We start from the raw sequence: 13,488 nt of genomic DNA on the forward strand, positions 1-13,488 counted from the left end.
CACACGTGACCGTGATCCTGAAAAGCAAGGTGCTGGGTAATGGACGGGGTGTTCTTTCCGTTAAAGACACTGTGTTGGGGAAACAGCTGTTGAAAGGATTCACGGTGACTAACATTTTCAAAAGGGATGGACTGATTGTTGTGGAGTTGTGTTACCCGGCTCGTCCCCTACCATAAAGGTCACCCTACGATATGAAGCTCTGCCGAGGCGCGCTTTTTCCCAAGGCCACGCCGCAGGGGTAGTCGCCTGGGGAAGCAAGCAGCCCTGAAACTATCTCCGGGTGCCACAGTGGCCACCTGCGTGACTCGAACATCTGCCCGAATCGCACCGGGCAGATGCAGCTCCGCTGGACTTGGGGCGTGCGACTTGAGAGTGAATTCAAACGTGTCGGGAGCGCTGAGTGCGAGCGGCTCTGCTGAGGGTGGCGACGGGCGTCGTTCACCTGGGCTGCTTCACATTGCACGCCGTAATGGGGGGAGATACTGCGTCTCCCACGTGCTGGCCTGCCTCCTCGCTTTGAAAGGACTGACGATGCCTCTCCCCTCTCCTCATAGGACACTGCGGTGACGTACGTGTCCTGGAAGGGCGGGCGGCTGAGGACGGAGACGGCGAAACCACGAGCGATCCCTCGGCACTTCACGCCGCAGCAACGCGCCTTTGTGGTCGCGGTTCGAGAGACGGAGCGACACCTGGTCCTGCGTGCAACCGCCGGGAGCGGGAAAACCACGACCTTGACGGAAGCGGCCTGGCACCTCGACATCACGCGTCCTGTCGTGTATTTCGCGTACAACAAGCACTCGGTCACCGACGTGGGTCCTCGCTTGCCGCCCCGAGTCTGGGCGAGCACCCTGCACGCTTACGGCCTGCGGGTGCTGAGTCGGGAGCGGAACGCCTCCTTAGACGTGGACGAGGACAAGAGCCTGCGGTTGGCGGGGCTGTTGTACGCGGGGGAGCGCGTGGAACGCCGCGTGCTGCGCGCTGCTGCTCGTGCGTGGGATGCCGCCCGCGAGCAGGCGTTGGACGGTGGTGCGCATGAGGACGATCTCGTGGCGCTGGCCCTCGCCGCCGAGTGGCCTGCGGAGCAAGGTCTCAGCGCTCTCCGGCGAGTCCTGCACGGGATGAAACGGCTGAGCTTGCACGACTGGCAAGCCGGAGGGCGGCCGGACTTCACCGACTTTCTGTGGCTCCCGCTGGAACTCGGGTGCGCCGAAGGCACCCTGGGTGTGGCGCTGGTGGACGAGGCCCAGGACCTCACGCCCTTACGGCAACGCTTCGTCACGCACCTACTTGGTTTGAGCGGCGACAGCCGCCGAGCAGGTCGTCTGATCGCAGTCGGAGACCCCGAGCAGGCCATCTATACCTACGCGGGGGCAGACCCGCAAGGCTTGTGGCGGCTCGCCGAGCGCTTGAGTGCTCAGGAGTTGCCGTTGAGCGTCTCCTTCCGCTGCCCGGTGAGCCATGTGCAACTCGCACGGAATGCGAGTACCTTCATTCAGGCGGCCCCGCAGGCGCGGCTGGGGACGGTCGAGCACCTGGCAGCGGACACGGCGACGTACACGCGTGGGGACGTGATCCTCTCTCGCCTGAACGCGCCACTGGTCCGCGCCGCCCTGCTGCTGATGACGCGGAACGTCAGCGTCAACATTCGGGGTCGTGATCTGGCGATCCGTCTGGAGACGGCCGCGCAGGATGCCTTCCCGCTCCCCTTCACGAAGGACGAGATCAAGGACCTCGTGAACGTCGTGTACGAAAAACGCGCTACGCCCCTGGTCAAGAAGGCCAAGGAGGGGGACCTGGCGGCGAAGAAGGCGTTGGGGGAACTCAAGGACCTGTGCGCCTGCCTGCGCCTGTTGGCCTTACGCGCGGTGAACGTCGCGGGTGGGATGGCCAACGTGACCGACGTGATGGACGTGTTGCGAGGCCTGTACCACGAGGACGCGGACGTGCTGCTCAGCACCGTTCACCGGGCGAAGGGCCTGGAGTGGGAGCGGGTGACGCTGCTGTACCCGGAATTGATGCCCTCCCCGCACGGGGATCCCGAAGAGGAGCGCTGCGTGCTGTTCGTGGCCCTGACGCGCTCCAAGGACACGTTGCGCTTGGCGTACGGAAAGGAGAGTTGGGCGAACGGCTGGAGATTAGAACCTGCCACGCTGCCCGAGAACGAGACGACGCCCCTCCAAGAGGCGGAGATCGTGATGCCGGAGGAAGCGGAGGGGCAGCCAGCTCAGGTGGAGGACGCGCCTCCTCCCCGGCGGTTACCAGTGCGGCCGGTCCCGCCCCCTGCGGTGAGCGAGCGGGTTCACCATGCCCAACGCTTGCGGGAAGTGCAGGTGCCCCAAGACGTTGAAGACCCGCGCGGCTTGCCCTTGTACGGCGGGCCGGATCCCATGCTCGTCCTCGCGCTACGCGAGCGTCTGGAAGTCCTGTTGGAGGAACCCCGCCCGGCGCTGCGGGAGTGGGCGGAAGGCTCGCTCACCCTGCTGCGGACGGTGGGGAGTCGTCAGGTGCGGGTGCACGCGGCGACCTTGAAGCAAGTGGAGCGCGCGGCGAGTCAGGCCCGCCTTGCGGTCCCCTTGATGCAGGCCCTGACCGCCACGCAGGTCCCGGTGGTGGTGTTCGAGGCGCACTTCGCACGGGTGCGAGCGGGGCAGGTGATGCGGCGGGGCGAGCGGGTGTGGAGCGTGACGGTGGACGGGCAGGCCCTGCGCTTTGAGCCGCGCACCGGGGAAGTGTTGGGGGAACTCTTCACGCCGCTTGCCCCGCACTTACAACGGAAATAGGAACGCTGGTCCTGATCGTCCAGCGTCCGGTCAGGCGGACTCAACTCGCGTCCAAATGGGTGTGAGTGTCTCGAAGGGGGGGTCGAACAGGCCGGGCTGGCCGCCCTGCTTGAACACTTGCTGGAAGTTCTCGGGCCGCAGCGCCTTGCGCTGTCAATGTCGGGTTCGTCGTGAGCAGTTTCGGCGGAATGGGTGTGACCACCCCCCTGACGTTTACGGCCGCTGCACCTCCTGACTCGCCTCGCTGTTCCCCAGCAGCGCGCTGGGGAACAGCCCGGACTTTTTCTTCTCCCGCAGGCGATACGACTCGCCCTTGATGTTCAGCACATGGCTGTGGTGCAACAGGCGGTCCAGAATGGCGCTTGCCACCACCGGGTCCCCCAGTACCTCACCCCAGTCGGCGAACCCCTTGTTCGCCGTCAGAATCACGCTGCCCCGCTCGTACCGCGCGGCGACCAACCCGAACAGGGCGTTGGCGGCTAAACGGTCATACGGCCAGACCCCGAACTCGTCGATCACCAGCAGCTTTGGCTTGGCGTAGTACCGCAGGCGGTGTTCCAGTCGATTCAGGGCCTGCGCTTTGCGCAGGTCCTCCATGAGCTGCCCGGCCCGCACGAACAGCACCGTCTCCCCGTGGGTGATGGCGGCCAGGCCCAACCCCACCGCCAAGTGCGTCTTCCCGACGCCGGGCGGGCCCAGCAGGATGACGTTCTGCCCGTCCGCGGCGAACGACAGCGTGCTCAGCTCCTTGACCAGGCGCTTGTCGACACTCGGCTGGAAGGCGAAGTCGAACTGCTCCAGGGACCGCATAAAGGGCAAACGGGCCTGCTTCAACCGCCTGGCACGGCCTTCCTCGTCCCGGGCCGTGACCTCGATCCGCAACAGGTCGGCCAGAAAGTCCGCGTACGGCAGCTCCTTTTTGGCCGCCGCGTCCAGACGGCTCTCCAGCAAGCTTGCCGCATGCGGCAAGCCCAGGGCCAGCAGGTCATCCCGGCACCGCAGGGTGGCGATCATGCCTCACCATCCCGGAACACGGTCGCCAGCACCTCTTCCAGGGTCGCCGTCTCCCCAACGGCGACCAACGCCTCGTACTCGGCCAGCGGGCGTTGCTCGACCCGCATCTCGGGCAGGCCCTCGGTCTGGGTTGCCAGCAAGGCCCGGCGGCGCCGGGAGTCGTCTCCGGGTGTGGGCAGCCCGTCGTACTGCGCTTCCGCCAGGAAGCGCGCTCCCCGTTGCGCCGACCGGGGATGCACCGCGATGCGCATCCCCCCGCTGAAGAGCTGTACCTCCAGGTGGTCAGCCTGCACCTCGACCGTCTGCCCGGCGTAGCGCCACGGGACGCCGTAGAAGTTGCCGCCGTACGACACGAACCCGTCCCAGGCCACCTTGCGCACCTCCCGCACAAACACCGACAAAGATTCCAGTGAAGGGAGTGGGGTCAGTGTCGGGCGTTCCAGGGCGAGCCGTTCCACGGGCTTCTCGCGGGTGGTGCCGTGAGTGCGGACGTTCGCCACATGGTCAAGCCAGTGCCTGGCTTGACGGTTGAGATCGGCATCGTCCACGAACCGTGCCCCCAGCCAGAAGTTCTTCTCGACGTACCCGACCCCACTCTCCACCTTTCCCTTGGTACGGGGCCGGTAGGGGCGGCACAGCCGAATCGAGAAGCCCAACCGCAAGGAGAAGTCCAGAAACTGCGAATTCCAGACGGGCTCGCCGTTCTGATCGCGTTCGAGGACCACCTGTTTGGTGTTGTCGTACAGGATGGTCTGGGTCAGTCCGCCGAAATAGGCGAACGCGTTGAGATGGCAGCGGATGAAGCTGGCGGTATCGGCCTTGCGGATGAACTCCACGTACAGCGCCCGAGACCAGCCCAGCACCATCACGAAGGCCCAGATGGAACGGGTCTGCCCTTCGAGGTTCAGGTAGCTGTAGCGCCCGAAGTCCACCTGCGCCTGCACCGCAGGCGCGGTCTCAAAGCGGGGCGTCACCCGGGTGGCGGACACGGGTGTCCGCCGAAATGGGCGGATAAAGTCCTTGACCACCGTGTACTGCCCGGTGTAGCCCTGGACTTGCACCTCGCGGAAGAGGACGACCGCACTCAGGACGCCCTGCCCGATGCGCTCCTTCAGGTAGGGGACATAGGGGTCGAGCTTGCTTCCCCGTTTGGGACGGGGTTTGGGCTGTGGGAGGCCCGGGGCTCGCAGGTACTTCTTGACGGTGTTGCGGCTGAGGTCGAGGGTGCGGGCGATGCCGCTGATGGTCTGTCCTGTGGCCTTGAGTTCGATGATTCGTCGCACCTGGGCGCCTCCGAGCATCCTGACCTCCGATTCACCGCGAATCGTAGGCCGGAGGGGGCTGCTACCTCGAAGTGGTCAAATCTGTTCCGCCCCTTCTGGTCATGTTGAAACCGCCACCGTCAGCGCAGGCGTGTCGCGTACGCAAGGTGTAGGTGAGCCGCAAGGTGGGTGGCCTTCATGAACGGTTCCTCGTCGAGGGTGGTGCCTGGATGTTCCACCCCACAGTGGGCGAAGGGGCGCGTATTCTCGTAGAACAGCGGTGTGCGAATCATTTGCAGCGCGAATGTCTGGGCGCGTGAAGTAACGCGCGTTGGAGAAGCGTGCTCGGCGGGAAGTTGCCGGGTGTTGCCTCCGCCCAGGGGAGCCGCGCGCCGCAGGCGTTATCTTGCTTTGGAAACTCACCACCTTGCGTTCGGAGAACACGTGCATAACGACGATAAACGGCATTACCTGGAGTCCATCCTTGAGGCGCCCTTCCGAAAGGACGTGGCCGTACCTTTGCTCCGGCGCGTCCCCGGGGTTGAACATGTCACTGACGTTCATGGCCGCAATGAGAGCGGTGCCGACATCATCTACTTCGAACGTGATGCCCTGCACTTCCCGACGTGCGTGGGCGTTCAGTTGAAGGTCGGGCACATTGACTTGTCAACTTCCCGTAAGGGCACCACCTTTGCCGAGGTGAAGAATCAACTGGACCTCATTTCCCGTGCCACGTTTCATTTGACGGCACCAGCCGGAAAGCATAAAATCTCGAAGTTCATCGTGATGACGACGGGGCGCATTTCCGAACGCGCCCGCGAGGAACTCGCGAAGCTCGCCCATGAATACAAGCTGAACATCAATTTCCTCGACGGCGAGCGCGTGATCGAACTCGTCGACAAGCTGTGGCCGGACTTCTGGAGTCACATCGACAAGGGCACGGCCGATTACGCCAGTTCCCTCCGCACCCGGTACACCGAGGTCGAGGATGTTGTCAAGTTGGGTGCGAGGAAATCTCGACCGATCGACACGCTTTACGTTCGCATGCGCTTGCAGGAGATGCTGGACGAACGGATTCTCGATCTCAACGGCGAGCAGGTCAGCGTCAACCCACCAAAGGTCGTCGATGAGTTCGAATTGCTGAACGACCCGGGCTTGACGCTCCTCATCGGGGAGAGTGGCTCGGGCAAGCGGCTGATCCTGCGCCGCCTCCTATTCGAGCAAATCGAGCGCAACAGCCACCTGCCCAATGGTGGGCTCCTGCCATTCCTGCTAGACGCCAAGGTGGTGGCCGGAGATGACGCGGACCTGGAGGTGCATCTACGGCGTGAACTGACCGAGAACAACGGTGGTCAGCTACTCGAAGGGCTGGACGAACGCCTGCGGGACCAGGGGGCGGTGATCCTGGTGGATCGCCTGACACGCGTTGCCGAGCCCGAGCGCGTGCGTTCCGTTCTCAGGCGGATGGAGACGCTGTACGGCCGCTACCCCAAGGTGCGGATGATTGCCGCGTTGCGTGACTCCGAGACGTTTGAAGTAACGGAGTTCACGGCCTTCAAGCGGTGGCAGGTCCAAGCGTTCGAACAGACGCAGGTCGTTTCCCTCGTCAGCAAGTGGTACACCGCACTCGAACACCCGGAAGAGGGACACCTGCACGCCGTCGTCGAGCAGCTCGTGCGGAACGTCATCCAGGGCAGCCTGCCACGCACACCCCTCGTCTACACCCTCAACTTGGTTTTGCTTGAAAACAACCAGCAGACGACTAACCTTGCGGATGTACTGGACAAGTACGTCGACCTGTATCTGGGCAAGTGGGACGACGAGCTGAATGTCCCCTCGGTGTACGACTTTACTTTAAAACGCTCGTTCCTGAGTGAGCTGGCCTTCCGGATGCTGGAGGACGGGGTTGACCGGCTGGACCGGCACGAGGTCATCACGTTCTTTGACAGCCTGTTCGACCGCATGGGGCGCGACCGGGGCAGCGAGGAAATTTACAGCGAGATCAAGCGCGGCGGACTGCTCGTCGAGGGAAACGGCCTCGTGCGGTTCGTCCTGTACGCCTTTCAGGAGTGGTTCGCAGGCCATCACATCTACCGGCGAAAGGACGACGCGTTCGTCATCGAACGGCTCGACGAACGCTTCTGGGGACAGGCCATCATCTTCTACGCAGGGTTGAAGCGGGCCTGCGACGACCTGCTGGAGAGCGTGTACACCCTGAAGGAAGTTGGAGATTTCCCTGTTCAATTCTATCGCTCGTACCTAGCTGGCATGATCGCCGTCAATGCTGACGAGTCCTCCGGGGACCACAAGCGTGAAGCGGTTCGTTACGCTCTGTACGGGTACCTGATGCTGCTGCGCCGACTCGGCTTCATCTTCCGGCGCGCCACGGGGCAGGTCGGGGAATTGTACGCGGGCATGGTCGTGGACTTCATGCTGTATTACGGGGTCGGTTCCGCCCGCCTGTCCCTTCAGTACCGCGAGCTGATGTTCGACAATCCCACTCGGCCCGTGGTGAACGCCCCTGAGGTCGGGCTCACGGCGTTTAACGCCACCGAGGTGGACCTGCCCCGGTTGTTCATCGCGTCGCTCATGACCCGCCTCGGGGTGCCCGGCTACCGGGACGCCATGAACGTCATCCTCAGGAGCAGCAATCCGTACATCCTCATGCTGTTGTACATCCGGCTCAACCACATGATCGACCTGAACCTTCAGCTCACCCCGGATCAGGACCTAAGGGAGTTGCGCTCGCTCCGCCGTGAGGTTCACCGGAAGCTTTCACGCAACAAGGAAGCCGCGCGGAAGCTGCTCGCAAAAAACAAGCGAATGGCGCAGAGCGCTTACATCCTGCCGCCTCTAGAAGAGGTCATGCAAAACCCCGCGCGGTTTCTGAACGCATCGGAAGCCGACGAAACGGTGGCGGAGACGGATTGAATTACTGCCCGCCCGCGAGGCGGTACAGACGTTCAAGTTGGACGGCGAAGTCGTGTATCCTGCGCGGCGAGCCGTTCAACTCGCGTGCGGTCCTGTCCACCGACTGCTGGGGGACGGTGAGTGCATGAAGCACCAGGAACGGATCGCGGGCGCCGCACGAGGCGTTCTGAGTTCCACTGCGTTGTACCTGCATCACCCGCCTGCCGTCCATGTGCCACTCCTTGTCCCCGTCCCCGGGTCAAAATACCCTACCACGCTGCTGGTTCCTCTGGTTTCCCCGGACCACAATCTTCATGGACGGTTGAGGGGTCACCGGAAGGACTTTCCTGCTTGGTTCAGCATGCGCGCTCTACGCTCGACAGTGCCGCAGTCGCCTAGCCTGCCAGGGAGTCCGAGGTGGTAAGGGTATGCCCGCGGGCGGCGTCGGAGATGGCCTGCCACAGGTCGGGGTTCTTGACCTTCTTCCACCCCTTGGCCTGCCACCCCGCCAACTAGCCCTGCTCGAGGGCGTCGATGACGTAGCGGGAGTCGCTAACAACGTGGACCTGGCAGGGGCGCTTGAGGGTCCGCAGCCCTTCCAGGAGGGCGGTGAGTTCCATGCAATTGTTGGTGGTCTGGGGCTCGCCGCCGGAAAGTTCGCGGTTGTGTGCACCGCTGGTGAGGATGCAGGCCCAGCCGCCGGGGCCCGGATTGCCCGAGCACGCTCCGTCGGTCACGAGGCGCACGGCGGTGTGACGAGGCGTGTCTGGCATGGAGCCTCCAGTGTCGAACGCCTAGACCGAGGGCTGAATGTGACTCAGGCCGTGGACTGCTGCACCTGGGGCAGCAAGAAGCGCCCCGTCTAAGGCACTGAAGTGAAACGAGGTTTACTCGCTGGCTGCCGCGTCGCCCGTGCCGCCGAGCGCTCCCTTGAGGGTGTTGGCGACTTTGAACGCGACTTTGCGGCCCGCGGGGATTTGAATTCTCTCGCTGGTGCCGGGGCGCACGCCGGTGCGGGCGGCCGTCTGCTTCACGCTGAGCGTCCCCAGGCCCGGCAGGCCGACACTCTTCCCGCTCCTCAAAGCGTCCACGATCACTTCCATCGCGGCGTCCACGACCTGACCGGCCTGTTTCTTGGGCAGGCCACTCTGTTGGGCGACCCCCTCGACGAGCTGCGTCTTGGCGATCTTGCCGCCCTCGCTGCTCTCGGTGAGAGCTTGCGGAGCCGGTTCTGCTTCCACCACTTGCTGCTTGGCCGAGGTCTTCTTCGCCGGAGCCTTCGCCGCTTTTTTGGTCATGGCCTGCAGCGTGACCGCTGCACTCTCCGAATGCAAGCCGTTGTTCTCGAACGCCTCCAAATCCCGGGGACTCAGGCTCGCGTCGAGTACGAACGTTTCCACCGTGAATCCTGCCGGCACGTCTTCCGCCGCCTGCCGTTCTAATTCCGTCCGCAGTTCTGGCAATGCAATCTCGGTAGGCTAGCGAGCTGTGTCTGACCGGAAGCCGTACCGCCACCGTTTCCCGCTGAGCGTCATAGGCTACGCCGTCTGGCTGTACCACCGCTTCCCCCTCAGCCAGCGAGACGTCCAGGAGTTGCTGCAAGGGCGCGGCATCCAGGTGAGTCACGAGACCCTGCGGCAGTGGAACATCAAATTCGCTCCCTTGCTCACCGAGGAACTCCGCCACCGGGAACCCCGACGTGCCCTCCCAGTGGCATCTCGACGAGGTCTGCGTGCCGGTGGGAGGTGTTAGACATTGGCTGTGGCGTGCTGTGGATGAGCACGGCGCGGTGCTCGACCTCCTGCTCCAGCCACATCGGGACACCCAGGCCGCCCGAACCTTCTTTACCCGGCTGCTCGGTGAGTACAAGGTTCCCGAGGTCATTCACACCGACAAACTCTGGAGCTATGGAGCGGCCATCCGAGAACTTCCCGTGCTCCACGACGGAGAGCACGTTCAGGTGGCCTCGACAGCCCACTGCAACAACCTGACCCTGCAAGCGCACCGGCCCACCTGGCAGCAGGAGCGACAACACCTGGGCTTCAAGCGACGACGACGGACCCAGGAGTTCCTTGCCCTGCACGCCCGAGTCTCGAACCTTCACCAGCACACCCGAACCACCGTCTCCGCCCCCCTGCGACGAAGCCACCTGCAGTGTGCCCTCCAGGTTTGGCGTGAGGTGGTGCGACAGGCCGCCTGAAGTTCAGGCGGCCTTGCTGCAAACGTCGGCCTGCTTGCTGTTAAGTTGCCAGAACTACTGAAAGACATCGTTTATAGAGGACCATCCACTATGTGAGGTCCCCTCTCAAATGCTTTGCTGCGCTTCAGCTTGGCGGGTCAGCAATTTCCTGCCTGAGCACCACAGCACGCTTCAGGATGCTTAGGCGCAGGTGCAGACTGGTGAGCAGGTCATTCACGAGGAACGCCGCGATCGTGAACCCAACCGCAGTACCTAAAAGAACGCCAGACGCCTGCTTTGCTACGCCGACCTCCTTAGCGATGCCGATGTAACCGGCTGTGAGGCTGAGCACGATGGCGAGAACTCCTCCTTGTCGCACGCCACCCAGCAGCAGTGAAACGTTCTGCTCAAGGACGCCGACACGCTGTTCCAGCTGCTGAGTGGCGTGTCGCAGCGTACGCAGGGGAAGGAGCAGCAACTGCTCGAGAATCTTCGTTTCACGTTGGCTGACCGTCACCATCGTGTCCATCACATCATGGACGGAATGCCGTACGTCAGACCAGAGCCGAACGGTGCCGACGATGATGGCGAGGAGCAGCCACAGCACGGCAACTCCAACACCCCACCAGAAGAGGGTCAAGCTGTTGAAGATAAACGCTCGCGCGATGAGGACGAGTGCGGAGACAGGGAGAGCCACGACCATCAACACCACCGCAGCGAGGCGCCTCGGATTTACCTGCCACTGCGCTGGGCTCCGAAGCAGCGTTGCGATGGGGTCGGGGCGCACTGGGCGTAGCGTCTCGTAGACCGTCGGGACTTGGTCTAGCTCCTCTTTGACAGTAGCGACGTCCAACATCAGGTCACCACCAGCGTCCGCGCGACGAGGGCGCGGAATTGCTGGATGGTAGCTCGGCGCTCGGTGCAGGTACAGCGCTGCCCCCGTGCTAGGTCCACGGTCACGCCGAATGCCGGGCCGCGGAGCACGTCGAACTGATAGCGCGGAGCGAGGGGTGACGGTCGTCCCTCGACGTGCCGGACAAGTTCGGCGACCACCATGCAGGCGCTGAGGCAGGCGACGAACGGCACGGAAGGAGCGAAGCCCTCGCGCTGCTGGTCATCGGTGAGGGTGCGCATGACGCCCTCGGCGACCACGGAGCAGATAGGCCGCCCCACCTGCCCGGCGAGCCAGGCGCGTTGGTGCTCCGGTGCAGCGTGGACGTCCGCGTCCGTCACCAGATCGTCCGGTTGAGCGAGCCGCAAGGGAGCAAGACCAGTCGCACGGACCTGCTGGGTGGCGGCATCGCGGACTGGCAGTTCGAACAGGCACAGCAGGCATGCCACGTCCTCGTCCGCCGGGTGGCAGCTCACCTGGCACATCAACGGGCCAATGGCCCCGTCAATGACCACGTCCGGCCAGAGTTGTTGCTGCACGCTGTGACGAGCCTCCACGTTGTCGAGGCCGTTCAGCACAACCCGGTGAATCGGCAGGCCGTCCTGGCTCCCGAACGACAGGTCCTCCAGGCGGGCTTCGTGCGCGTACACCGGTGAGGAGGGAAGGCGTGAACGCAGGAACCCGGCGAGTTCCCCGGCCTTGGCCTTCCCGAGCCCGTCTGGCCCCAGCAGCAGGCAGGTCCCGAGGTTCTCGTCACCGTACGTTTGCCGGTCAACGATGTCGATGCGGCCGTGCAGGGGCAGATCGGCCAGCAGTGCCGCGATGCCGTTACCGATGGCGCCCGCGCCGGTGAGGAGCAGCGAGACGTGCAGTTCCGATGGAAGGGGTGGCCCGGGGTCGTTCCCACCCGTCTCAAGGCTGTCGAGCGAGAAGGTAAGGTTGTCGAACATCGCCGCCCGGTCAGGCTTCACGGGCAGCAGGCGCTTGAACACCTCGGCCGCGCCAAGAGACGCGGCAGCCAGCGCACCAACCGGGTTCCACTGGTCACAGGTGTTGTCCAGAGGCGTTGGACCTGAGGTGACGCGCGCGAGCCAACCGTTGCTGTTCACGGACGTCCACGGCAGGTCAGGACGGGCCGAGCTGCCCACGTTCAACACTGCTGCGAACGCCTGCGGGTTCGGGGGGGTAGTCACGAAGCGCACGGTTGAGCCGAACTCGATGTGCCGTGCGAGGGCGGTGCTGGTCGCAGCCAGTTCGGCAGCTTCCGCAGGCAGGAACACGGTGAGATTCAGGGTGGTGCGGACAAGCAGACGCAGCGCATGCTGGAAGGAGGCCGCGCCATTACGCGTGAGCAGCACCTCAGGTTCGCCGGTCAGGAGAACCTGAGCCTGGATGAAGCGGTGGAGGTCACCGGCTTCCGGACGGGTCGTCGCCGCAGTCTTCACCAGCCGGCTGAAAGCGAGGTCGACGTCGACGCTCATGCGCTCCCCTCCCCCACGGTCAGCACCTCAACCTCCCGGTCGTCCGGGAAGAGGATGCGGGCCTGCATTTCGTGCGCGTTGAGCAGGCGGTACCCCGCCCCGGGTTCGTACACGTGGAACCCGAAGTCACTCGTGCGGGTGTGCGGATTAAGAGCGTAGTCGGGCGCCACGGCGGACAGGTATGACGGGACACGCAGACCGTACGCGTGGTCCACCCGGGAGAAACGCACGCCAGACCCGGGGCCATGCGAGTGCACCTGCCCGACCAGACGGACGCCGAGGTCGTAGGCGAGGTCCCCGACCTCCGCGAACAACTTCGGGTCGATGGTGAGCAGATCCGGCGCTTTGGACACGAGGGAACCGCGCAGGACGGCGACGTGCGTCACCTCGGCCATGCCCTCAGTGCGATGGCCGAGCCACAAGGCGACGCCCTCGTTGCCGCGGCGCCCGTCCCGGGCCATCTCTGCCAGGGACGTGCGGACGGCGGCCTCGGGTAGCACCCACGTCGTGATGGTCGGAAAGAACGAGGTTGTCATCCGGCCCTCCCCGCGAAGGTGTGGTCCAACGTTTCCTGGAGGGTACGCAGGACTTTGAGGAGGACGTTGCCGTGGGCATGCCAGCGGTAGTTGGGGTCGAGACGCCACTCCTGGTGCAGGGCGAACCCCTCTGCCGTGTAATTCGAGCAGATGTCTCCTGGTGGCCGGAAGCCCTGAGCGTGAGGCCAGGCGCGGGGTAGGTCTTCCCGCTGGGTTTCAGGGTCACGGAACTTCACGGAAGGAGCCTCGTTGGGGTAGTCCGTCCAGCGGAGGACAGCATGAAACGTCTCGGTGGGAGTACTGGCGGGCGTGAGGGAAGCGAGAACCTCCAGCGGTGCGGGGCACTGGAGGTTCCACTTCGCCGCTTCCGCCAGCTCCTGCACCCTGGAGAAGTCCTCGTCCAGGGTGAGTTGAGCGAAGCTGGGGATGGTCAC

The 13,488-nt window shown here is 64.2% G+C and carries 11 protein-coding genes and 1 pseudogene; 3 read left to right on the forward strand and 9 right to left on the reverse strand.

Going from position 1 to position 13,488, the window contains the following annotated elements; translation table 11 throughout:
• Positions 1-659: 659 nt before the first annotated feature.
• Complete coding sequence (locus DAETH_RS16595; protein ID WP_406585123.1) at positions 660-2,780, forward strand: UvrD-helicase domain-containing protein; 2,121 nt, start codon at positions 660-662, stop codon at positions 2,778-2,780.
• 213 nt (positions 2,781-2,993) lie between these two features.
• Here DAETH_RS16595 and istB read toward each other — a convergent pair whose 3' ends face one another.
• Positions 2,994-3,794 (reverse strand): IS21-like element helper ATPase IstB, encoded by an 801-nt coding sequence (gene istB, locus DAETH_RS16600; protein WP_264776794.1) that lies wholly within the window; start codon positions 3,792-3,794, stop codon positions 2,994-2,996.
• Positions 3,791-5,077, reverse strand: coding sequence for an IS21 family transposase (gene istA / locus DAETH_RS16605; RefSeq protein WP_264776795.1), 1,287 nt, complete (start codon positions 5,075-5,077; stop codon positions 3,791-3,793). The genes istB and istA overlap by 4 nt, the downstream gene beginning before the upstream one ends.
• Positions 5,078-5,500: 423 nt before the next feature.
• Between istA and DAETH_RS16610 the strand changes: the two genes are divergently transcribed.
• Positions 5,501-7,987: an NACHT domain-containing protein gene (locus DAETH_RS16610; RefSeq protein ID WP_264777828.1), complete on the forward strand. Its 2,487-nt coding sequence runs from the start codon at positions 5,501-5,503 to the stop codon at positions 7,985-7,987.
• A gap of 1 nt (position 7,988) precedes the next feature.
• Here DAETH_RS16610 and DAETH_RS16615 read toward each other — a convergent pair whose 3' ends face one another.
• The 3 genes from DAETH_RS16615 to DAETH_RS16625 form a co-directional block, all read right to left on the reverse strand.
• Entirely contained in the window at positions 7,989-8,198 is a 210-nt protein-coding gene (locus tag DAETH_RS16615; protein WP_264777829.1) for a hypothetical protein, read from the reverse strand.
• A 280-nt stretch (positions 8,199-8,478) separates the two neighbouring features.
• Positions 8,479-8,739, reverse strand: coding sequence for an RNase H family protein (locus DAETH_RS16620; protein ID WP_344870182.1), 261 nt, complete (start codon positions 8,737-8,739; stop codon positions 8,479-8,481).
• Positions 8,740-8,853: 114 nt separating this feature from the next.
• Complete coding sequence (locus tag DAETH_RS16625; protein WP_319993756.1) at positions 8,854-9,429, reverse strand: HU family DNA-binding protein; 576 nt, start codon at positions 9,427-9,429, stop codon at positions 8,854-8,856.
• 25 nt (positions 9,430-9,454) lie between these two features.
• Between DAETH_RS16625 and DAETH_RS16630 the strand changes: the two are divergent.
• Positions 9,455-10,166 (forward strand): annotated as a pseudogene (locus DAETH_RS16630) (IS6 family transposase).
• 124 nt (positions 10,167-10,290) lie between these two features.
• On the opposite strand, the gene DAETH_RS16635 reads toward DAETH_RS16630, so the two are convergent.
• From DAETH_RS16635 to DAETH_RS16650, 4 genes are all read right to left on the reverse strand, one after another.
• Complete coding sequence (locus DAETH_RS16635) at positions 10,291-10,785, reverse strand: hypothetical protein (protein WP_264777830.1); 495 nt, start codon at positions 10,783-10,785, stop codon at positions 10,291-10,293.
• A gap of 215 nt (positions 10,786-11,000) precedes the next feature.
• Positions 11,001-12,518 carry a ThiF family adenylyltransferase gene (locus DAETH_RS16640; RefSeq protein WP_264777831.1) on the reverse strand — a complete coding sequence of 506 codons (1,518 nt, stop codon included), beginning with the start codon at positions 12,516-12,518 and terminating at the stop codon, positions 11,001-11,003.
• Positions 12,515-13,054 (reverse strand): MPN domain-containing protein, encoded by a 540-nt coding sequence (locus DAETH_RS16645; RefSeq protein ID WP_264777832.1) that lies wholly within the window; start codon positions 13,052-13,054, stop codon positions 12,515-12,517. Before DAETH_RS16645 ends, DAETH_RS16640 begins: the two co-directional genes overlap by 4 nt.
• A complete protein-coding gene (locus tag DAETH_RS16650) occupies positions 13,051-13,488 on the reverse strand; it encodes a hypothetical protein (protein WP_264777833.1) in 438 nt (145 codons plus the stop codon). The genes DAETH_RS16645 and DAETH_RS16650 overlap by 4 nt, the downstream gene beginning before the upstream one ends.

Origin of the sequence: Deinococcus aetherius (assembly GCF_025997855.1) — a bacterium.
In the GTDB taxonomy this organism is placed as follows: domain Bacteria; phylum Deinococcota; class Deinococci; order Deinococcales; family Deinococcaceae; genus Deinococcus; species Deinococcus aetherius.

Excerpts from the sequence above, each read along its gene's own strand:
- istB (WP_264776794.1), bottom strand. The coding sequence starts at position 3,794 with ATGATCGCCACCCTGCGGTGCCGGGATGACCTGCTGGCCCTGGGCTTG.
- DAETH_RS16615 (WP_264777829.1), bottom strand. The coding sequence starts at position 8,198 with ATGGACGGCAGGCGGGTGATGCAGGTACAACGCAGTGGAACTCAGAAC.
- DAETH_RS16620 (WP_344870182.1), bottom strand. The coding sequence starts at position 8,739 with ATGCCAGACACGCCTCGTCACACCGCCGTGCGCCTCGTGACCGACGGA.
- DAETH_RS16640 (WP_264777831.1), bottom strand. The coding sequence starts at position 12,518 with ATGAGCGTCGACGTCGACCTCGCTTTCAGCCGGCTGGTGAAGACTGCG.
- DAETH_RS16645 (WP_264777832.1), bottom strand. The coding sequence starts at position 13,054 with ATGACAACCTCGTTCTTTCCGACCATCACGACGTGGGTGCTACCCGAG.